Annotated in this window: 17 protein-coding genes; 4 read left to right on the top strand and 13 right to left on the bottom strand. The window is 74.2% G+C overall.

The genetic code is table 11. The features are described from left to right. Positions 1-13: 13 nt before the first annotated feature. The 9 genes from ACWEPF_RS10790 to ACWEPF_RS10830 form a co-directional block, all read right to left on the bottom strand. Positions 14-1,531 (bottom strand): N,N-dimethylformamidase beta subunit family domain-containing protein, encoded by a 1,518-nt coding sequence (locus ACWEPF_RS10790; protein ID WP_452172317.1) that lies wholly within the window; start codon positions 1,529-1,531, stop codon positions 14-16. A 165-nt stretch (positions 1,532-1,696) separates the two neighbouring features. Next, positions 1,697-3,010: a glycosyltransferase 87 family protein gene (locus ACWEPF_RS10795; protein WP_452172318.1), complete on the bottom strand. Its 1,314-nt coding sequence runs from the start codon at positions 3,008-3,010 to the stop codon at positions 1,697-1,699. A gap of 84 nt (positions 3,011-3,094) precedes the next feature. Continuing rightward, positions 3,095-4,558, bottom strand: a complete 1,464-nt coding sequence (locus ACWEPF_RS10800; RefSeq protein WP_452172372.1) for an APC family permease — start codon at positions 4,556-4,558, stop codon at positions 3,095-3,097. A gap of 259 nt (positions 4,559-4,817) precedes the next feature. Then, complete coding sequence (locus ACWEPF_RS10805) at positions 4,818-6,431, bottom strand: DUF2079 domain-containing protein (protein ID WP_452172319.1); 1,614 nt, start codon at positions 6,429-6,431, stop codon at positions 4,818-4,820. A 1-nt stretch (position 6,432) separates the two neighbouring features. After that, positions 6,433-7,683 (bottom strand): glycosyltransferase 87 family protein, encoded by a 1,251-nt coding sequence (locus tag ACWEPF_RS10810; RefSeq protein WP_452172320.1) that lies wholly within the window; start codon positions 7,681-7,683, stop codon positions 6,433-6,435. A 168-nt stretch (positions 7,684-7,851) separates the two neighbouring features. After that, complete coding sequence (locus ACWEPF_RS10815) at positions 7,852-9,315, bottom strand: penicillin-binding transpeptidase domain-containing protein (RefSeq protein WP_452172373.1); 1,464 nt, start codon at positions 9,313-9,315, stop codon at positions 7,852-7,854. Between the two features lie 56 nt (positions 9,316-9,371). Next, the gene (locus ACWEPF_RS10820) at positions 9,372-10,718 is read right to left on the bottom strand and encodes an FtsW/RodA/SpoVE family cell cycle protein (protein ID WP_452172321.1); all 1,347 of its coding nucleotides are present in this window, start codon (positions 10,716-10,718) and stop codon (positions 9,372-9,374) included. A gap of 43 nt (positions 10,719-10,761) precedes the next feature. After that, entirely contained in the window at positions 10,762-11,274 is a 513-nt protein-coding gene (locus ACWEPF_RS10825; RefSeq protein WP_345288286.1) for a DUF1269 domain-containing protein, read from the bottom strand. A gap of 333 nt (positions 11,275-11,607) precedes the next feature. After that, complete coding sequence (locus ACWEPF_RS10830) at positions 11,608-12,789, bottom strand: FAD-dependent monooxygenase (RefSeq protein WP_452172322.1); 1,182 nt, start codon at positions 12,787-12,789, stop codon at positions 11,608-11,610. A 93-nt stretch (positions 12,790-12,882) separates the two neighbouring features. On the opposite strand from ACWEPF_RS10830, the gene ACWEPF_RS10835 reads away from it, so the two are divergent. The 3 genes from ACWEPF_RS10835 to ACWEPF_RS10845 all read left to right on the top strand — a co-directional run bounded on the left by ACWEPF_RS10835 (position 12,883) and on the right by ACWEPF_RS10845 (position 15,833). Further along, entirely contained in the window at positions 12,883-13,581 is a 699-nt protein-coding gene (locus ACWEPF_RS10835) for a TetR/AcrR family transcriptional regulator (protein WP_452172323.1), read from the top strand. A gap of 108 nt (positions 13,582-13,689) precedes the next feature. Then, complete coding sequence (locus ACWEPF_RS10840) at positions 13,690-14,982, top strand: VWA domain-containing protein (protein ID WP_380149431.1); 1,293 nt, start codon at positions 13,690-13,692, stop codon at positions 14,980-14,982. Between the two features lie 2 nt (positions 14,983-14,984). After that, positions 14,985-15,833 (top strand): peptidase, encoded by an 849-nt coding sequence (locus tag ACWEPF_RS10845; RefSeq protein WP_452172324.1) that lies wholly within the window; start codon positions 14,985-14,987, stop codon positions 15,831-15,833. Between the two features lie 469 nt (positions 15,834-16,302). On the opposite strand, the gene ACWEPF_RS10850 is transcribed toward ACWEPF_RS10845, so the two are convergent. The 4 genes from ACWEPF_RS10850 to ACWEPF_RS10865 form a co-directional block, all read right to left on the bottom strand. Next, entirely contained in the window at positions 16,303-17,274 is a 972-nt protein-coding gene (locus ACWEPF_RS10850; protein ID WP_452172325.1) for a GNAT family N-acetyltransferase, read from the bottom strand. A gap of 176 nt (positions 17,275-17,450) precedes the next feature. Beyond that, the gene (locus ACWEPF_RS10855) at positions 17,451-19,001 is read right to left on the bottom strand and encodes a M28 family metallopeptidase (protein ID WP_452172326.1); all 1,551 of its coding nucleotides are present in this window, start codon (positions 18,999-19,001) and stop codon (positions 17,451-17,453) included. A gap of 150 nt (positions 19,002-19,151) precedes the next feature. Next, a complete protein-coding gene (locus tag ACWEPF_RS10860; RefSeq protein ID WP_452172327.1) occupies positions 19,152-19,817 on the bottom strand; it encodes an NAD(P)-dependent oxidoreductase in 666 nt (221 codons plus the stop codon). A 77-nt stretch (positions 19,818-19,894) separates the two neighbouring features. Then, entirely contained in the window at positions 19,895-20,257 is a 363-nt protein-coding gene (locus ACWEPF_RS10865) for a cupin domain-containing protein (RefSeq protein WP_345282570.1), read from the bottom strand. A 175-nt stretch (positions 20,258-20,432) separates the two neighbouring features. Here ACWEPF_RS10865 and ACWEPF_RS10870 point away from each other — a divergent pair, with 175 nt between their 5' ends. Continuing rightward, complete coding sequence (locus tag ACWEPF_RS10870; protein ID WP_452172328.1) at positions 20,433-21,182, top strand: hyaluronoglucosaminidase; 750 nt, start codon at positions 20,433-20,435, stop codon at positions 21,180-21,182. Positions 21,183-21,210 lie beyond the last annotated feature (28 nt).

Here is a 21,210-nt window from a genome sequence, read left to right on the forward strand (position 1 = left end):
GGCTGACCCTCCGTCAGAGCGGGCTCCGCACCGGGTGTGCGGGGCCCGCCGGGCCGGCCGCGAAGGCCCGCAGCAGGTTCTCGGTGACCCGGCGGGTGAAGGCCCCGGCCCGGTGGTCCATGCCGTGGTCGGCCCTCCCGCCGCCCGGGCCGTTCGCGTCCAGCGCCTCGACCCAGCGCATGGTGCCGGTGGCGAAGACGGCGGCCCCGCCCGGGGTCGTGTAGTACGCCGAGTCGGCGTACGAGCGGCGGCCCTCGCAGACCACCGGGGAGCGGGAGACCAGCTCGATCGGCCCCGGCGTCGGCCGGTCGGCGGGGAGCACCCGGTCGTACTCGACCCCGACCAGGTGCGGGAAGGAGTCCCCCGCCTGCGCGCCGGTGCCCTCCAGCAGCCAGTGCCCGGGGTTGCTCACCACGTACGGGGCGTCCACCGGGTAGCCGTCGTAGATCACGCCGAGCAGGGAGCTCTCCGGGTCGGCGCCCGGCCCTTCCCGGAAGTCGCAGGTGGCGGGCCGGCCGGCCCGGAAGCCCGGGTCGTCCCGGTAGTCGCTCTTCCAGCAGACCACGGTGCGGTCCTCGCCCAGCGGCGAGGACTCGTACCGGACCCGGCGGTAGCAGCAGTTGGCGCCGAGGAAGGCGAGGTTGGTCCCGGCCTCGCGGGCGGCCGTGACGTGGCGGCGCTGCTCGTCGGACCAGTACTCGTCGTGGCCCGGGGAGAGCAGGGCGGTGGCCCCGCGCAGCAGCTCCGGGGAGCGGGCCAGGTCGGGCCCGGTGGTGTAGGCGAGCGGGATGCCCAGCCGCTCGGCCAGGGCGATCAGCGGGGCCTCGTAGACCAGGAACAGCCCCGCCCCGTCGTCGTAGTGGTACGGCCGGTCGAAGCTGACCTCCAGCGCCCGGGTCGCGTAGCCGCCGGTCGGCCCGTTGTAGAGGCTGTGGCCGCCCCACTCGTTGTACGCCTGCCAGGTGGCCACCGCGTTGACCACGACGCTCCGTCCGGCGGTGGAGCGGGAGCGGACGGTGAGCGGGACGTACCGGTGGCCGGTGTCGGCGTCCAGGCGGAGCAGGTAACTGCCCTCCGGCCAGCCGGTGGTGTCCACGGTGGCGCTGCGCGGCCAGGGGGCGCGGACGGTGCGGGTGCGCGGGTCGGTGGTGGCGGCCGGCTGGAGGGTGCCGGGCAGGCGCTCGGAGCGCCAGACCAGCCGGGCCCGGGCTCCGCCGTACCAGCCCGCGCGGTACGCGGAGACGGTGAAGCCGGGCGCCGTGGTGGAGACGTGCAGGCCGAAGGACTCGCCGGGGAGCACGCTGACCCGGTCGGCGTAGCCCTGGACGCCCTCGCGCGGGCCGGGGTCGGTGATCGCCCAATCGGCGTTGCCCGGGCGGGAGTTCTCGTCCTGGACGGGCGACGGGGACGGGGACGGGTCGGGGGCGGTGGGTTCCGGCGCAGGGGAGCCGGCGGCCTGCCCGCAGGCCGTCAGGCCGACGGCCGCGGCGGCGAGTCCGAGGAAGCGTCGGCGTCCGGTCGGGTACGACATGTCCGTATCGTGCCCGGCCGTCGCCCGCCGGCGGCCCGCACCACGCGGACCGTCCGCTCCCCCGCCGGCCCCGCTCACCCGCACGGCGGACCACCCCGGCCGAACTCCGCGAACTCGCCGCCGGGGTCGACCGCGTGGCTCCGCCGCGCCGGGCCGGAGCACCGGTCAGAGCTGAACGCCCGTCAGGATGGTGGTCAGCCGGTCCGGTCTTCGGCGCGGCACCGCGGCGAGCCGGGGCCAGACCACCAGCACCGCCGGGAGCGCCAGGTACCCGAAGCGCCCGGCCGGGGCCAGCGTGAAGGCCACCGCGAGGCCGACCGCGAGCACGTCGCAGGCGTGCACCGCCGAGGTCGGCGGGTAGGCGATCAGCCAGACCGCGACGCCGAAGGCGCCGAGGCAGAGCATCGAGAGCGAGATGGTGTGCCCGGTCGGGCCGAAGCCGGCCAGGATCTTGCCGGGCAGCGGGCTGCCGGCCGGGGTCCGGATGCCGGTCAGGCCGAGCGGGAAGCGGACCACCTGTTCCTGGAGCACCTGGGGGATCGTCAGCAGGTAGGGCAGCACCACGGCCGCCCCGGCGCCCAGGGCGGTGAGGGTGGCCCGGGCCGCCGGGCGCCGCCCGTACAGCCGCCAGAGCAGCAGGGCGGCCACCGGGAGGGCGGGCCAGGCGGTCCACTTGAGGGTGCAGGCCAGGGCGAGCACCAGGCCGGCGGGGACGGCGCGGCCGCGGGCGGCCAGCGCCATGGCGAGGCAGCAGACCCCGATCAGCGGCAGGTCCACCCCGCCGACGGCCAGCGCCAGCGCGATCAGCGGCGAGGCGGTGAGGGCGGCCAACGGCAGCAGGGCGGCGCCCTCCTGGCGCGGGCGGAGCAGCCGGCGGCAGGCCAGCAGGCAGGCCAGGAAGGTGACGGCGAACCAGATCCGGGCGTCCCCGAGCAGGACGCAGACCGGGTTCCCGGTGCCGAGCAGGGCGCGCGGCAGTCCGAAGAGCGCCATCGCCGGGAGGTACGGGTCGTAGTCGGTGACCACCGCCGGGTGCGGCAGGTACGGGCTGCCGGATTCCAGCAGCAGCCGGGCCGAGCGCTCCACCACCATCACCTCGGACTGGTGACGGCCGCTCAGCACCAGCAGCACCAGGGGCACCAGGACGGCCCCCAGCACCGCGACGGCCGCCGCCGCCCTGGCCCCGAGGCGGCCCGGCACGGTGAGGCGGAGCAGCGCGGCCAGCCCGTAGGCGGGGGCGGCGACGGAGCCCCAGAAGACCTGGTTCGGCAGGTCGGAGACCAGCGGGAACGCCGCCGCCCAGCCTGCCGCCACCAGACACCCGAGGACCTGCACCGGTCGGCGCCGGGACAGGCTGCGCCGGGCGGTCCGGGCCGTTCGCTGACCGGGGATCCGGCCACCGGCCAGCGCGGACCGTCCCGCCTCGGGCAGGGCACAGACCGCCTGCTCGGGTACCTCGGGGGATCGGGTGGTGGCCATGCAGGAAGGTTAGGGGGTCGGTTGTGCCCTTCCGTAGAGGAAGGGACAACGGTTTGGTGGAGCTCTGCGGGCGGGTTGTGGGGGTCAGCCGGTCTCGGAGAGCTCGTCGGCCGGGCGGTTCAGCTTGGAGTGCTTGACGCTGTAGCCGAAGTAGACGACCGCGGCGAGCGCCAGGGCGACGCCGAAGAAGAGGTACGTCAGCGGGTGCAGCTTGACGATCAGGTAGACGCAGAAGCCGACGCTGAGCACCGGCACCACCGGGTAGCCCGGCACCTTGAAGCCGCGCGGCAGGTCGGGCTGGGTGCGGCGGAGGATGATCACGCCGACCGAGACCACCGAGAAGGCCACCAGGGTGCCCAGGCTGGTCAGGTCGGTGAGGATGTCCAGCGGCACGAAGGCGGCCAGGGTGGCGACGGCGGCGCCGACCACCAGGGTGTTCCAGACCGGGGTGCCGGAGCGCGGGGAGAGCTCGGCGAACTTCTTCGGCAGCATGCCGTCGCGGCCCATGGAGTAGAGGATCCGGGTCTGGCCGTAGATCACCACGAGGGTGATCGAGAAGATCGAGACGATCGCGCCGACCGCGAAGAGCATCGCGGGCCAGGTCTGCCCGGTGACGTCCTGGAGGATCTGGGCGAGGCCGGCCTCCTGGCCGTCGAACTGCTGCCAGGGCTGGGCGCCGACGGCGGTGATCGCCACGCCGATGTAGAGCAGGGTCACCACCACCAGCGAGATGATGATCGCCATCGGGAGGGTCCGGCGCGGGTCCTTGACCTCCTCGCCGGCGGTGGACACGGCGTCCAGGCCGATGAAGGAGAAGAAGATGCTGGAGGCGGCGGTGCCCACGCCCGCGACGCCGAGCGGCATGAACGGGGTCAGGTTGCCGGAGTGGAAGCCGGTCAGGCCGATCGCGATGAAGAGCACCAGGATGGTGATCTTGATCGCCACCATGGCGGCGTTCACCTTCGCCGACTCGCTCACGCCGCGGATCAGCAGGAAGACCACCATGGCCACCAGGATCACGGCCGGCAGGTTGAAGAACCCGCCGCCGCCGGGCGGGGCCGCCATCCACTCCGGGATGGTGAAGCCGAAGGCCAGGTCGAAGAACTTGTTCAGGTACTCGCCCCAGCTGACCGCGATGGCCGAGGCCGAGACGCCGTACTCCAGCAGCAGGCAGACGCCGACGCCGAAGGCCACCACCTCGCCCAGGGTGGCGTACGCGTAGGAGTAGGAGGAGCCGGAGACCGGGATCGCCGAGGCCATCTCCGCGTAGCACAGGGCGGTGAGGCCCGCGGTGACGGCGGCGATCAGGAAGGAGATCACCACGGCCGGCCCGGCCTCGGGCACCGCGCTGCTGAGCACGAAGAAGATGCCGGTCCCGACGGTCGCCCCGATGCCGATCGAGGAGAGCTGCCAGAGCCCGATCGAGCGCTTCAGGTGGATGCCCGACCTGCCGCCCTCCTCCGGTGCGCCCGGCGGCGGTGCGTCGGCGGCGCCGCTCTCGGCGATCAGTACCGAGACGGGCTTCTTGCGGAACAGGTCGGTGCCCATGGTGCTCAAGGCGGTGGTTCCTTCTAGGCGGGGGAGGGTGTCCTAGGCGGCTGCTCCGGAGCGCTGTGGGGACCGCTGTGGGGGCGGCAATCCGGACCAACCGAACAAAGATGGGACAGTACCCCGGAAGCGCACCAGTCACGCAAACGGTGCGGGACGGGGTCCGCCTTGTACGGATCGTCACATACCGTACGACAAACCGGACACATCGCACGCGGCGGCTTCGCCCGATCGGAGCTATCCGCGCCCTGACGGTGCGTCAGCCCCGGAACAGGTTGTGCCCCACGTCGGAGGGCACCACGTCCTGGACCGGCCTGCTGTCCGGCCCCGGCACCGACTCCCCCGGCACCGGTGCCGTGCCCGTCCGGTGCAGCAGCACCGCGCCGCCCTCGGACCAGATCCGCTGGTAGCCGTTGGTCTCCAGCAGGCGGATCCGGGCCGCCTGCTCGGTGTCCGCGGCGAACGGGAAGGCCCGCTTGTCGGAGCGCATCAGCACGTACTCCCGGCCGCGCGGGGTGCCGTCCACCAGCACCACGTCGGTGCGCGCGGTGAGCTGGGGCGCGACCTGGTTGTCCGCCTCCACCGACGCCCCGTCGGGGATCAGCGCCGCGCCGCGCAGCAGGGCCGCCTCGCTCGGCTTGGCCTGCCAGCCGGCCGGCACCGCCAGCTTGACCACCCCGAAGGGCAGCGCCAGCGCCAGTGAGAGCCCGGCCGCGGCCGCCCCGATCCGCCGGTACGTCCGGGCCTTCGGAGCGCCCTCGGCGCAGAGCCGGCCGAGCACCTCGACGGCGGCGGTGACCAGCACCGGCCAGAGGAAGACGTCGTAGTGCCGGGCGATCGACCAGTGGTTGGGGTTGGAGGAGAGGATCCGCTCGGCCAGCAGCGGGACCGCGCAGAGCGCGGTGGCCGAGCGCAGCGGCAGGGCCAGGGTGGTGACGAGCAGCCAGAGCAGCAGCAGCGGCTTGAGCGGGGCGTCGAAGGCGGCCCGCACCAGGAGCAGCGGATCGCCCAGGACGTTGCGCAGGGCGTCGCCGCCGTCGGTGCCGAGGGCGGCGTAGTTCCAGTAGTAGCCGGGCTCGCCGCCCATGGCCGGGATCAGCCAGCCGACCGTGACGGCGGCCGCCACCGGTCCGGCCACCAGCAGGCCGAGGCCGGTGAGCAGCCCGCGCCGGTCGCCGTCGCGGCGGGCCCGCAGCGCCAGCACCAGCCCGTAGGCGGCCACCACCAGGCCGAGGTCCTCCTTGGTGCAGCAGAGCAGCACCGCCGCCACCAGCACCCCGCCGTACCGGCGGGCCTGGCCGCGCTCGAACATCAGCAGGGTGAGCGGGGCGGCGAAGGCCACCTCGTGGAAGCCGCCGCGGGCGGCCACCAGCAGCGGCCAGCCCAGTACGTACACCAGCCCGGTGAGGTCCACCGCGCGCCGGGCGGTGCGCGGGTCGGCGGCGGCGAAGCTCCGGGCGGCGATCCGGCGGGCCAGCGGCACCCCGGCGGCGAACAGCAGGGCCTGACCGAGGATCAGCGAGCGCGGGTCGTCCCAGATCCAGTAGAGCGGGGCGAGCAGGGCCAGCACCGGGGAGAAGTGGTCGCCCAGCAGCGAGAAGCCGGGCGGGAACTCGTGGTGATAGGTCTTCAGGGAGGAGACCGGCAGCCCGAAGTGGGCGTAGCCGCGCACGCCCTGGTCGAAGATGCCGAGGTCGAAGCCGCCGAGCTGGACCGAGCTCCACTGCTGGAGGCCGATCGCCAGCAGCACCAGGAAGCCGCCGACCGCGGTGGCCGGCCCCCGGTACCGGGGGTCCCGCCACCACGCGGCGGCGGGCGGCGCCCCGGTCGGTCGGACGGCGGTCGGCGCGGGGCGCACGGCGGGTGAGGTCACGTCAGCTCTGCTCGGTCAGCACGGGTACGGCGGGGGCGGCCGACAGGCCGGCGGGCCGACGCAGGCGGCGGTGCAGCCGCACCGCCGTGACGCCGAGCACGGCGAGGCCGAGCAGCGGGTAGGGCGAGGCCGGCACCTGCCACCACGGCTCGATGCCGAGACCGCTGCGTTTGGGCACGACCCACAGGGTATGCGAGAAGAACACCAGGGCGGTGGCACCGAGCGCCCAGGCCCAGCGGCGGTCCCGCCAGGGCAGCGCCCGGGCCGACTCCTGGGCGGCCTCGGCGCCGAGCAGCACCAGCAGCGGGACGCACCAGACCCAGTGGTGGCTCCAGCTGATCGGCGAGATCAGCACGCCGGTCAGCGCGACCGTGACCACGCCCCAGGCCTCGGCACGGCGGAGCACCCGGGCCGAGCGGCCCGCCAGCATGGCCAGGGTGAAGCCGGCCAGCGCGACCAGGAGCCCGGCGGCCAGGCCGGTGAGGCCGGGCTGGTTGGTGGAGAGCAGGCGGGCGACCATGCCGCGCACCGACTGGTTGTCCACCAGCTCGGTGACGCCCACCCGGCGGGAGTCCCAGAGGTGTTCGGTCCAGAAGCCGAGGGAGTCGCCGGGGAGCACCACCGCGCCGAACAGCACGGTGGCGGCGAAGACCCCGCCGGAGACCAGGGCGGCCCGGATCCGGCCGGTCAGCAGCAGGTAGACCGCGAAGACGCCGGGGGTGAGCTTGATGCCCATCGCCAGGCCGATGCCGACGCCCTTGAGCCGGTGGCCGTCGGCCCGGGTGAGGTCCCACAGGACGAGGCAGGCCAGCAGCAGGTTGATCTGCCCGTACTGGAAGGTGGTGTAGACGGGCTCCAGGAAGACCCCGGCGCCGGTGGCCAGCAGCAGCGCGGCCGGACGGTCCACCCGGCGGGGCCAGCCGACCAGCTTGAAGGAGAGGTGCACCAGCAGGGCCAGCAGGGCCACGTTGGCCAGGGTGACCAGCACCCGCAGCAGCGAGACGTCGAACCAGCCGGCCGGCACGAAGAGCATCGCCGCGAACGGCGGGTAGGTCGCCGCCAGGTCCCAGCCCGGCAGCCGCATCGCGTACAGGTCCCGCCCGTCGGCGACGGCCTCGCCCTCGGCCCGGTAGACCAGCATGTCCACCATGTTGAAGCCGTGCAGGTGGCGCACCACGGCGAAGGCCGAGAGCAGCACCACGGCCGCGCAGAGCGCGGACCCGACCGTCAGCCGTGCGCCCCGGTCAGCCACGCCGCCCCGCAGCCCTGCGGCGGATACGGCTGGTTCTGGCACATGACGGCATGGAACATCCCCCTGGGAGCGGAAAGAACCGAATCACCCTAACGGAGCCTCCGGGACCGGGCGGTGACTCCCGCCACACCGGCTGTCACAGCTCTGTCACCGGTTGATGAGAGCGTCTCAGCCACCGTTCAGCACCGCCTGCATGACGGACCGTGCGATCGGCGCGGCCAGTCCGCCGCCGGTCACGTCGGTGGCGGCGCTGTCGGCGATGACCACCGCGACGGCCACCGGGGGCACCGCGGAGGAGCCGCCCGGCCTGGCCCAGGAGATGAACCAGGCGTACGGGACGCCGGAGTTGTCCACCCCCTGCTGGGCGGTGCCGGTCTTGCCGCCGACGGTGGCGCCGGGGATCCGGGCGTTGCGGCCGGTGCCGTTCTCCACCACGTCGGTCATCAGCTGCTGCACCTGGCCGGCCACCTGCGGGGTGACCGCCTGCCGGTAGACGGTGGGCTTCATCACCTGGACCGAGGTGCCGTCGGACTTGGCCAGCCGGTCCACCAGCTGGGGGTGCATCACCGTGCCGTTGTTGGCGATCCCGGCCGCGACCATCGCCATCACCAGCGGGGTGGCGGCGGTGTCGTACTGGCCGATGGAGGAGAGCGCGACCTGCGAGGCGTTCATCTCGGTGTCGAAGTTGGACCGGGCGGCGCGCACCGGGATGTCCAGCTTGGCGTCGTTGAAGCCGAAGGACTCGGCCGTGGCGGTCATCTTCGCCAGGCCGACCTGGGTGCCGAGCCAGCCCATCACGGAGTTGCAGGAGAGCACCATGGCCCGGTCCAGCGACTGGCCCGGCGAGTCGCAGGCGGTGGTGTCGTTGACCAGCTCGGTGGTGGTGCCCGGCATCACGAAGGGGTACGGGGCGCCGGTCGGGGCGTTGATGTCGGTGACCACGCCGTTGGCCAGCGCGGCCGCCGAGGTGACCACCTTGAAGGTTGAGCCGGGCGGGTAGATCTGACGGAGCGCCCGGTTGAGCATCGGCTGGTTCTTGTCGGCCTGCAGCCTGTTCCAGGCGTCCTGGTCGGCGCCGGAGGAGCCGGCGAAGCTGCCCGGGTCGTAGGAGGGGGTGGAGGCCAGCGCCAGGATCCGCCCGGTGGCCGGCTCGATCGCGGCGACCGCCCCGGTCTGCCCGCCGAGGCCCTTGAGCGCCGCCTGCTGGGCCGCCTTGCTGATGGTGGTGTAGACGTCGCCGCCGGGGTTCTGCTTGCGGGCGATCTCGTCCCAGAGCGCCCAGCTCGCCAGCCGGGGGTCGGTGCCCGAGAGCAGGTCGTCGTCCACGCCCTCGATCTGGGTGTTGCCGTAGGTCTGCGAGGAGTACCCGGTGACGGCCGCGTACGCCGGGCCGTCGGTGTAGGTGCGCTTGTACGCGTACCGGCCGCCGGTCTCCGCCGAGCCGGTGACCGGGTCGGCGCCGACCAGGATGTTGCCGCGCGGCTGGGCGTAGCGCTGGATGGTCTCGCGCTGGTTGGCCGGGTTGTCGTCCAGTTCCTGGGCCTCGAAGACCTGGACGTAGCTGGCCTGGCCGATCAGCGCCAGGATCAGCAGCAGGCAGAAGGTGCCGGCCCGGCGGCCGGTGGTGGAGATGCCCGGCAGGCCCTGCGGGCCGCCGGTGGAGGTGGCGCCCTGACGGCGTCTCGGTCTCACTCCTGGGCCTCCGAGGCCTCCGGGGCGGGGCGGCGGGCCTGGTCGCTCATCCGGACCAGCAGCGCCACGATGATCCAGTTGGTCACCACCGAGGAGCCGCCCTGGGCGATGAAGGGCAGTGTCATGCCGGTCAGCGGGATCAGTCCGAGCACCCCGCCGGCCACCACGAACAGCTGCAGCCCGACGATCGCGGCCAGGCCGATCGCCAGCAGCCGGCCGAACGGGTCGCGCAGGGCGATGCCGGTGCGGAAGCCCCGCGAGATCAGCAGCGCGTACAGCAGGAAGACCGCGACCAGCCCGGCCAGGCCCAGTTCCTCGCCGATGGTGGCCAGGATGAAGTCGGACTTGGCGGCGAAGCCGATCAGGATCGAGTGGCCCTCGCCGAGGCCGGTGCCGAGCACCCCGCCCCAGGCGAAGGCGAACAGCGACTGGGCGATCTGGTTGGCCCCCTCCCCCGCAGCGATCGACCCCAGCGGGTCCAGCCAGGCCGTCACCCGGCTGTGCACGTGCGGGGAGAGCCAGCCCACCGCCACCGCGCCGACCGCCGCCAGGAACAGGCCGATGGCGATCCAGCCGCTGCGGGCGGTGGCCACGTACAGCATCACCACGAAGAGGCCGAAGAAGAGGAGGGAGGTGCCGAGGTCGGTCTCCAGCACCAGCACCCCGACGAAGGCGGCCCAGATCAGCAGCACCGGGCCGAGGTCCCGGCCGCGCGGGAACTGGAACCTCCACAGCTTCTTGCCGGTCAGCGCCAGCGCGTCCCGGTGCACCGCCAGGTAGGCGGCGAAGAAGATCGCCAGCAGGATCTTGGCGAACTCCCCGGGCTGGAAGGAGAGCGGGCCGATGGTGATCCAGATCCGCGAGCCGTACACCGGCGGGAAGAAGATCGGCAGGATCAGCAGCACCAGCGCCACCAGGGCGCCCACGTACGCGTAGCGCCGCAGCAGCCGGTGGTCGCGCAGCAGCACCACCACGGCGATGAACAGCGCCACCCCGAGGGTGGACCAGAGCAGCTGGGTCGGGGCCGCCTCGCTCTTCGGAGTCGCCCGGTCCAGGCGGTAGATGACGACCAGTCCGATCCCGTTCAACAGGATCGCGATCGGCAGCAGCAGCGGGTCCGCGTACGGGGCCTTCCACCGGATCACGCCGTGCGCCAGCAGCGCCAGCACGCCGAGCGCCGCCCCGTAGCCGGCCGCGCCGGAGGGCACCGAGCCGTCGATGTTGACGCCCACCTCGACGTAGCCGAAGACGGCGATCAGCACGGCGCCCAGGACCAGGGCGAGTTCGGTGTTGCGGCGGGTGGCCGGCCGCGGGAGCGGCGCGCCGGCGGCGGGCGGGGCCACGGACCTCCTGTCGAGTGGACGGGGCTTGCCGGGTGAGGGTGCGTCAGGCGGAGGCCGCCGGGGCGGCGGCGCGCGAGGCCTCGACGGTGGCGCGCAGCTCGGCCTCGGCCTCGGCGCTCAGCGAGGTCTGGATGATCTGCCCGCCGTACCGGGCCAGCGCCGGCACCACCTTGTCGGCGGTGGCCTTGCGGACCAGCAGGAAGACGGCGGCGCTGCCGGGCTGGAGGTGCTCGCCGACCTGCCGCATGAAGTTGTCGTCCACGCCCACGTCGGTGGAGGCCCCGACCGCCGCGCCGGTGGCGCCGCCGACGGCCGCCCCCAGGAACGGCATGAAGAAGAGCAGCCCGATCACCCCGCCCCAGAGCGCGCCCGAGGCGGCGCCCGCGCCGGTGGTGGAGACGGCCTGGTGCAGCTTGATCTTCCCGTCCTCGCGCCGCTCGACGACGACGGCGTCCTCCAGCTCGATCAGCTTCTGCTTCTGCAGGCCGACCGCCTCGGCTCGGACCTTCTCGGCGGTGGCGAGGTCGGGGTAGGCGATCGCGAACAGGTTGCTCACGGGGAGGTCCTTCCAACTCGACGGGCTTCTCCGGGCACCCTAACCGGGATTAGCCATATTTATTGCTCTTGGTGATGGTGTGTCCGGATTTCGCCGCGCCGGAGCAGCCGAAGCACGCACACCCGCCGGGCCGACACCTCCGGCGGGGTGCGGGCTGCGGGCTGCGGGCTGCGGCAGCACGGCCGGAACACCCCGCACCCGACCCCGACCCCCGGCGGGCCGACGCCTCCGGCGGGGTGTCGGCGGCGGGCTGCGGCAACACGGCCGGAACACCCCCACCCGACCCCGGCCCACCCGCCGGGCCGACGCCTCCGGCGGGGTGCGGGCGGCGGGTCAGTGGTGCGCGAGGGTGGCCGGGTAGTCGGGGAGGTCCATGGTGGCGACCTTCTGACCCTCCGCCAGCATCCAGGCCATGACCCGGGGGCGGTTGAGCAGGGCGTCGCGCAGGAGGCCGCCGAACCGGCCCGGGGCGAGGAACGCGCCGCAGCGGTCGCCGCCCTTCTGGCAGCGCTCGGCGTACGGGCGCAGCAGCCGCTCGTAGGCGGCGAAGGCCGCGCCGTGGTCACCGCCGTGGCGGGCCAGTTCGCCGGCCAGGACGTAGGCACCGACCACCGCGGTGCCGGTGCCCATGCCGCCGATGGTCGCGCCGCAGGCCGCGTCGCCGAGCAGGACCGTCCGCCCGGAGGCCCAGTGCGGGACGTCGGCCCGGCTGATCGAGTCGAGGTAGAGGTCGTCGGCGCCGCGCAGCGAGGCGAGCAGGGCGGGCGCCTCCCAGCCGAGCCCGGCCAGCCGCTCCGCGATCAGGGCCTTCTGCTGCCCGGGGTCGTGCCGGTCGTGCGCGAGCCGCGGGGCGGCGAAGACCACGAAGGCGTCGGCCTCCACCGGGTCGGAGTGGCCGCCGCCGAGCTGGGCGAGCAGGCCAGGGACGTTGAGGCCGACGGTCTCCCGGCCGAGGCCGAGGTGGTTGGGCAGCTTCCAGGTGGCGGCGTAGTACCCGAGGTGGGTGACGTACCGCTCCTCCGGCCCGAAGGCGAGCCGCCGGACGGTGGAGTGCAGCCCGTCGGCGCCCACCACCAGGTCGAAGGTGCGCGGCGCGGCGGTCCGGAAGGTCACCCGTACGCCCTCGCCCGTCTCGACCAGGCTCGTCACCGAGTCCCCGAAGAGGTACTCGGTGTGCGGGAGGCCGGCCTCGTACAGCACCCGGACCAGGTCTCCCCGGTGCACCTCCACCTCGCCGCCGGTGAACTCGGCGGGCAGCGCCAGCCGCTGACGGCCCCTCCGGTCGACGTAGCGGCCGGCCCGCCCGCCGGTGTCCAGCGCGCGCAGCCGTTCCAGCACGCCGGTGCGCTCCAGCACGGTCAGGTGCGCCTCGCCCCGGAAGTCGACCGCCTGGCCGCCCTCCCGCAGCGCCGGGGCGTTCTCGACCACCGTGACCCGGTACCCGTACCGGCCGAGCCAGTGCGCCAGCGCCGTACCCGCGATTCCGGCCCCCGAGACCAACACGCTCCCGCCCATGGCGGACCCCCTCTGTAAAACTGTGTCCGGCGGACACTGTCGATACCGTGTACGGTAGACGCAGTTTCGGTGCGAGGGCAAGGGGAGTCTGGGATGAGCGGGGAACTCGACCCGGCCGCACGGCTGTTGTGGGGCCCGCCGCCCACCCCGACCCGAGGTCCGAAGGCGGCGCTGACGCTGGAGCTGATCGCCCGCGCGGGCATCGTGATCGCCGACGCCGAGGGGCTGGGCGCCGTCTCCATGCAGCGCGTCGCCGGCGCGCTCGGCTACACCAAGATGGCGCTCTACCGGTACGTGCCGGGCAAGGCCGAGCTGGTCGCGCTGATGGCCGAGCAGGCGATCGGCGAGCCCCCCGAGGGCGCCTCCCCCGGCTGGCGGGCGGCGCTCACCGCCTGGACGCACGGACTGGCCGAGGTCTTCGCCGCACACCCCTGGCTGCTGGAGGCCACCCTCGGCCCCCGGGTGCTCGGACCGGCCGAACTCGGCTGGATGGAGCGGGCGGTGGCCGCGCTGGAGGGGACGGCCCTGACCGGGGCCGAGCGGATGGACACCGTGGCGGTGCTGTCCGGGCACGTCCGCTCGCTGGCGCAGCAGGCCCGGGCCGCCGACGGCGGGTCCCCCGAGGCCCGGCTGGCCGCCGCCGTCGGCTCGCTGGTCGAGGCGCACCGGGAGCGGTTCCCGGCCGCCGCCGCGGCGATGGCCTCGGTGCGGCCGGACCAGCGGGACGCGGCGCTGGACTTCGGGCTGGAGCGCTTCCTGGACGGGCTCGCGGTGCTGATCGACGGCCGCTGACACCCGCCGGCCACCCGCCGGACGGCCGCCGGCGCGGGGCCGTGCCGGGTGGCCTGAACCCCACGGGGCCCTTTGGAGCGGCGAACTGATGATCCATAGGATGCGGCGGTGACCACCAGACGACGACGATCGCCGGCCCGCCCGCTCGGGCTGCTGGCCGCCCTGGCGATATCCGCCGGGGCCCTGATGCACGGATTCCCGGCCCAGGCCGACGAGTTGGGGGTCGAGCCGCCCAGGGTCGACCTGGTGCTCGACGTGAGCGGCTCGATGCGCGCCACCGACATCCAGGGCAAGAGCCGGATGGAGGTGGCCCAGAAGTCGATCAACGAGGTGATCGACGCACTGCCCGAGGAGACCCACTTCGGCATCCGCACCCTCGGCGCCACCTACCCGGGCAACGACAAGAACGAGGGCTGCAAGGACACCAAGCAGCTCTTCCCGGTCGGCAAGACCGACAAGACCCAGGCCAAGACCGCCGTCGCCACCCTGCGGCCGACCGGCTGGACCCCGATCGGCCTGGCCCTGCGCGGCGCCGCCCAGGACGTCGGCACCGGCAGCACCACCCGCCGGATCGTGCTGATCACCGACGGCGAGGACTCCTGCGCCCCGCCGGACCCGTGCGAGGTGGCCCGCGAGCTGGCCGCCGCCGGCACCCACCTGGTGGTCGACACCCTGGGCCTGGCCCACGACGAGAAGACCCGCCAGCAGCTGCTCTGCATCGCCAACGCGACCGGCGGCACCTTCACCGACGTGCAGACCCAGCAGCAGCTGACCGACAAGGTCAAGCAGCTGGTCAAGCGCGCGGGCACCACCAACCGCACCGCCCCGGCCAAGGCCACCGGCACCGAGCAGTGCGACACCGCACCGGTGCTGGCCCCCGGCGTCTACAGCGACCGGGAGAAGTTCTCCGAGCACCGGGTCTACCGCGTCGCGGTCCGCCCGGGCCAGGAGCTCCGCGCCTCCGTCTCGCTCTCGCTCGACCGGGCACTGGCCCGGGACTACGGCGTGCTGCTCAAGGCCACCGACACCGGCGGCCAGGAGCTGGTCCGCGGCACCGACGCGGGCAGCGGCCGCACCGACGTGGCCTCCACCGGCGTGCGCTGGTCCTCCGGCAAGAAGGCCACCGCCACCGCCACCCCGACGGGCGGTCAGCAGGCCGACACCGTCTGCCTGGTGGTCAGCAACTCCTTCGCCCCGGCCCCCGGCGTCGCCGCCGAGCCCGGCCTGCCGCTGGAGCTGACCGTCGACCTGGCCGCCGCCTCCCCCGCCCCCGACGGCTGGTCCGCCGGCCTCGGGCGCGGCTGGGTGCTGCTGCTGGTGCTCACCCTGGCCGGCCTGCTGGCCGGTCTGGTCTTCGGCTGGCTGGCACGCTGGCGGATCGCGGTCTGGCGGGAGAACTGACGATGCGTACGACTCTCCTCAAGCGCTGCTCGGCCGTCCTGCTGGCGGCCCCGCTGCTGCTCGCCGCCTCCCCCTCCCCGTCGCCCTCCGGTTCCGTGAAGCCGGTGACCGACGCGGGCACCTCCTTCCTGACCGCCACCACGCTGGCGGCCGGCCAGGGCGCGGACGTCGCGGCCTCCACCGGCGACTACCTGTACTGGGCCTTCGCCGCCGCCGAGGGGCGCACGGTCACGGTGGACGTCACCGTCACCCTGCCGCCCACCGCCGAGCGGCACGGCCCGCAGGGCTGGTCGGTGGAGTTCTTCGACGGCCTGCGCCGCCGCCAGTCCTGCACCTCCGGGCCGCAGGACGCCACCGCCCAGCAGGCCGACCCGGCCGTGACGCTGCGCTGCACGCTGCGGCAGATCCGCTCCTGGGCCGAGCCGTGGTCCGGCGACCCGCTCCCCGGCACCTACTACGTCCGGCTGACGGCCGGTCAGGTGCCGCAGCAGGACCTCGGCCTGGCCGCCCAGGTGACGCTGAAGCTCACCGAGCGCGGCGGGGCGGGCGACGCCCAGCCCGAGGGCGGGGAGCTGAAGGCCCCGCTGGTCCCCCCGGTGAACTCCGGGACCACCGGCACGGCGCCCACCGCCGCCCCGTCCGCCTCCGCCTCGGAGCGCGCGGTCGCCCCCGGCGAGGACGACGAGGCCTGGTACTCCGCCGCCGTCACCGGCGCCAACACCCGCTGGTACTGGACGGTGGCCGGCGGCATCCTCGCCGCCCTGGCCGGCGTCGCCGGCTACCGCCTGACCCGCCACCCCCGCGGCCGACGCCCCGCCGGCCCGCCACCGCAGACCCCGAGCGGCTACTGACCCACGGGCCCGGTCGCTGCCCTCCGGACGAACGGCAGGGCAGCGACCCCAGGGGCGCGAGGAACTGCGCGCATCGGAAGAAGCGGACCCGTGTGCCGGGTACGGGCGCTCACTTGCAAGTGAAACTCCGTACCCGGCACACGGGTTTCGTCCTCCCGCAGCGCGCAGTTCCCCGCGCCCCTGGCCGCCTCCGGCGGCCCGAAGGCGCCAGAACGCGGCCGAAAGCGACAGGGGAAACGGCATGCGGCTACTGACCCACGGGCCCGGTCGCCGCCCTCCGGACGAACGGCAGGGCAGCGACCCCAGGGGCGCGAGGAACTGCGCGAACCGGAAGAAACGGACCCGTGTGCCGGGTACGGACAGCCACCTGCAAGTGAGCCTCCGTACCCGGCACACGGGTCTCGTCCTCCCGCAGCGCGCAGTTCCCCGCACCCCTGACCGCCCTCCGGGCGGCCACGCGGCGCGGCTGCTAAGCGTGCGTCAGGACCAGGCGGACGCCGAAGCGGTGGTAGCCGGCGCGGTCGAAGGCGGCGGCCATGGGGAGGTTGTCGGCGTCGGTGTCGGCGGCGATCCGCTCGGCGTCCCGGGCGGCGTGGAAGCGGGTGATCTCGCCGAGCAGCTCGTCCACGTAGCCGCGCCCGCGCGCGGCGGGAAGCACGCCGAGGAAGCCCACCACCGGGCCGCCCTGGTTGGCGGAGGGCAGCGCGAAGCCGACCGGCTCGCCCTCCGGCGTGTGCGCCGTCAGCCACCAGGAGCGTTCGCCCGGCATCTGCAGGTAGGCATCCAGGGTCTCCCTGGCCTGTCCCTCCGCGCCGAGCCGGGCGAGGCCGCGCCGGGTGTCGTCGTCGATCGAACCCTCGGCGGTGCGCCGGAACAGCTCGACGAAGACCTCGTCGTCGGGCTCGGCGGTGAAGACCAGCCGCCCGCTCGGGGCCGGCACCGGCGCCCCGGGCCTCCACTCGTACCGGTGGCGCTCCAGGCGCCCGCCCAGACCGCTGCGCCCGGCGGCCGCGAGCCGCCAGTCGAGGGCGGCCGAGACGGCGGGGTCGTTCCGCCAGTCCGGGGTGAGGAAGAGGTGCCACTCGGGCAGGTCCCATCCGGCGGCGCGGAAGGAGTCGTGGGCGGCGGTCAGCAGCCCGGCGGCCAGGGCGGTCCGGTCCGCGACGCCGGGGGCCGTCCAGACGCAGTCCAGGGCGAGCGGGCGGTCGCCCTCGGGGAAGGTCCACCAGACCGCTCGGGCCAGCAGGCGGCCCTCGCCGTCCTCGGCGATCCAGGTGTGCTCGGGGCGGTAGGCGCCGCTCTCCAGCATGGAGCGGTAGCGCTCGGGGTCGGCCCAGGAGACGGGCTCGTCCACGGTGCAGGACAGCACCCGGTCGAGGTCGGCCGGGGTGGTGCTGCGGAAGGTGGTGCGGGAAGGGCGGGACGTCGTACGGAAGGACACGCTGCCTCCGGGCAGTCGGTGGCGCTTCCGGAGCGGCTAGCGAGCCGTACGGGAAGGAAGCGCCGAGGGGATGTGGGTGTGCATCGCCACGCCTCCTTCCTCCGCCCGTGGCGGACCTGGCGCCGGGTGCGCCATCGCGGTGGACACTACCCGGCGCCGGTCCGACGGGCCATCGGTTATTCGGCGGCCTCGTCCCCGTGGCCCGCGTGCAGGCCGCCACCGCCGCCCTGACCGCCGGAGGTGTTCTCCGGCGCGACCGGGGCGGTCAGCGAGGAGAGGTCCCAGGCGTAGGTGCCGACGGCGTTGGCGATCACGTCGATGTTGTGGTCGAAGGCCTTGAGGTCCAGGTTGGACAGGTTGTCGCAGGCCTGGTGGTAGCACTTGTCGAAGGCGGTCCCGGCGGTGCCGCCGTACGTGGCCGCCTGCGCGGCGCTCTTGATCCCCTCGGCGCCGGTGAAGGTGCCGCCGGCGGGGATGCCCGCCTCGATGAACGGGCCGTAGTCGGAGCGGCCGGTGAAGTCGGTGCCCTCGTGCGGCAGCTGACGCCGGTCCAGGTAGCCGTTGATCAGCCGCTCGATCTGGGCCGAACCGGCCGGGCCGGGGCCCGAGCCGACGTGGTCGGAGTCGTCGCCGTCGTAGACGAACTGGGCCGCGTTGGGCGAGGCGATCATGTCGAAGTTCAGGTACAGCTTGATCTTCGCCTTCTCCGCGTCGGAGAGCGAGGCCACGTACGCCTCGGAGCCGATCAGCCCGAACTCCTCCGCCGACCACCAGGCGAACCGCACCTTGTTCTTCACCTGACGGTCCGACAGGCTGCGGGCCACCTCCAGGATGCCCGCCGAACCGGAGCCGTTGTCGTTGATGCCGGGGCCCTCCGTCACCGAGTCCAGGTGGGCGCCGACCATCACGGTGTCCGCCGGGTCGCCGCCCCTGGTCTCGGCGATCACGTTCCAGGTCTTCCGCTTCTCGATCAGGGTCTTGATGTCCAGGTTGACGGTCACCGGCCCGGCCGCCGCCTTGGCCGCCAGCGCCTCGCCCGCCGCCTGGGTGATGCCGCCGACCGGCACCTTGCCGGCCGCCGGGTCGCCCAGGGTGCCGCCGAGCTCGCCCGCGGTGTTGTTGTAGACCACCGCGCCGACCGCCCCGGCCGCCGCCGCGGTGGCCTGCTTGACCGCGAAGGTGCAGCCGCCGCGCTTGATCAGCGCGATCTTCCCGGTGAACTCGCCGGCCGGGTAGTCCGTGGCCTCGCAGCCGGTGGTGGCGTCCACCGCCACCACCGCCAGCGGGGCCGTCAGCCCGCCGTCCGGGCCGCTGACCGAGTAGGTCATCGCCCGCATCGGCACGTCCTCGGCCACCGGGCCGACCACCCGCAGCGTCTGGGTGAGGGCCTGGTTGAAGGTGTACTCGAACTCGTGCCGGGAGACCTTCAGCCCGGCCTCCGCCGCCTTCCGGGCCACGTACTCGGCCGAGGCCGCGTGCCCGGCCGAACCGGCCACCCGGGTCCCGCCGTTGCGGTCGGCGATCCGCTGGAACTGCTCCAGGGTGCGGAAGGCGTCCTTGCCGCTGCTCTGCTCGACCAGCTTGGCGGCCAGTTGGGCGGCCTTCTTCGCCGGATCCGGGCCGTGGCCGTGGGCGGCGGCTCCGGTGGCCCCGACCAGCAGGACGGGGGTGGTGAGGGCGGCCACCGCGAGGGCGGCAACGGCTGCGCGACGGGTCCGAACGTTCACGGGCGAATCCTCCGACGGGTCGTCAGTAGCACCTAGGAACAGCGGTGCTGGTGACCGTAGCGATCCGGCTCCCCGGTGAACACCGAACGCACAGAAGCGGTTGCCGACCCTCCGGTCTCCCCTCCCCGCCCCCGTACGTCTCCGCCCGCCTCAGGAGGCCACCGCCACCGTCCGTCCCACGCTCTCCCCGCTGCCCACCAGGTCGAGCATGCAGTGCGCCACGTCGGCGCGCGACACGGAGGTGCCGCCGCGCACGTTCCGGTCCAGGGCGGTCCGGTAACGACCCGTCAACGGACGGTCCGTCAGCCGGGGCGGGCGGACCACCGTCCAGTCCAGCCCGCTGGCCCGCACCACGTCCTCCATCCGGGCCAGGTCCGCGTACCGCTCCCGCAGCGCGGCCTTCACCAGCGGTGCCAGCAGGCGGCGGGTGAGCAGGTCGTCCCCCGGGTCGTGCCGCGGCGGGTGCGGCCGCTCCGGCGACGGCACCGTGCCGATCGGCCCCGCGCTCACCACCAGCAGCCGGCGCACCCCCTCGCCCCGCATCGCCCCGGCGATCGCCCGGGTGCCCCGCTCCGCCACCCCGATGTCCCCCTTGCCCCGGGCCCCGAGCGCCGACAGCACCGCGTCCGCCCCGGCCACCGCCTCCAGCAGCTCCGCCCCGGGCGCCGCCAGGTCCACCCCCACCACCCGGGCCCCGCTGCTGGCCAGCCCCTCCGGACGGCGCACCGCCGCCGTCACCTCGTGCCCCGCCGCGACGGCCTGCTCAAGCACCAGCCGTCCGATGCCGCCGGTGGCGGCGAAAACCGTGATCCTCATGCTGCCCGCTCCCTCGGTCGATGCCGTGTCCCTCACAGCACCGACGTACCGGGAGCGGGAAGTGTGACCGGCCCTCGCTAGCGCTTCGCGTAGTCGGAGTAGCCCTGCCAGTCCAGGAACACGCAGGGCTCGTCGCCCAGCACCCAGGCGTCGTGTCCCGGCTCGATCACCGCGACGTCCCCCGGGCCGAGGTCCTGCTCCGTGCCGTCGTCCATCCGGATGTGCATCCGGCCCGAGACGCAGTACCCCACGTGCGAGGCCATGCAGCTGTCCGTCCCGGCGATCGGCCTCACGTGCTCCGACCACCGCCACCCCGGCTCGAAGGTCCCCTGCCCCACCTGGGCCCCGTCCAGGTCCACCAGGTCCAGCCGCCCCTTGTCCGCCTCGAACGGACGGGTCTCGTCGGCCTCGTCGAATCTCTTCCTGATCAGAGCAGCCATCACGGCCTCCCTCGATCGGCCGCCCACCGGGCCTGACCGCCGCCGGGCGGACTCCTGCCTCCACCGTACGCCGGGACCACCGGGACGCACGCCTGACACCGGATCAGCCACCGTGCGCGGCCGGGCGCGTCGGTATAGTGACCGGCCGACGACGGACCAGGGGGAGGGCGGTCGCATGACCATCGGACGACGGATCTTTCTCGGCGGATTCACCGCCGGAGCGGTGACGGTGGCGGTGGGCGGGGCCGGCGAGGCCTCGGCGGACGCCGCCACCACCGCCTTCGAGGGCGAGGTCACGGCGCGGAGCTTCAGCACCGCGACGGACACCCGCTCGGCGTTCTTCAGGACCACCTCGACCGACCAGCACGCCGTGACGGTCTATCAGGCCGGCACCTCCGGCAGCGCCGTGGCGCTGAACGTGGTCTCCGACAACCCGGGCACCTCGGCGATGTACCTCAGCGGCACCGAGACCGGACGCGGCACCCTCAAGATCACCCACCGCGGCTACGCCGACGGATCGGACCTGAACGCCGCCGCGATCTCCATCGACCTGCAGACCGCCGGCACCGCGGCCCAGGGCATCTACCTCACCTCCACCACCGGCTCCACCACCGGCAACCTGATCGCGCTGCGCAACAGCACGCTCGCCGACGGCACCAAGCTGGAGGACCTGGTGGTCAAGGGCTCCGGCCTGACCGGCATCGGCACCGTGCGCGGGGACAGGCCGCGCGCCCAGCTGCACGTCGTCCAGCGGCCCGCCGCCCCGGCCGCCCTGCTGGTGGAGGGCGTGCTCCGGGTCGGCGACAGCGCGGCCGCCCCGACCTCCGTGGACGGCACCGCGCGCGGCGGAGCGCTGTACGCCCAGGGCGGCGCCCTGATGTGGCGCGGCTCCAACGGCACGGTCACCCAGATCGCCCCGGCCTGACCGGCCGGCCGGACACCAGGAGGACACG

This window comes from Kitasatospora sp. NPDC004289 (assembly GCF_053602875.1).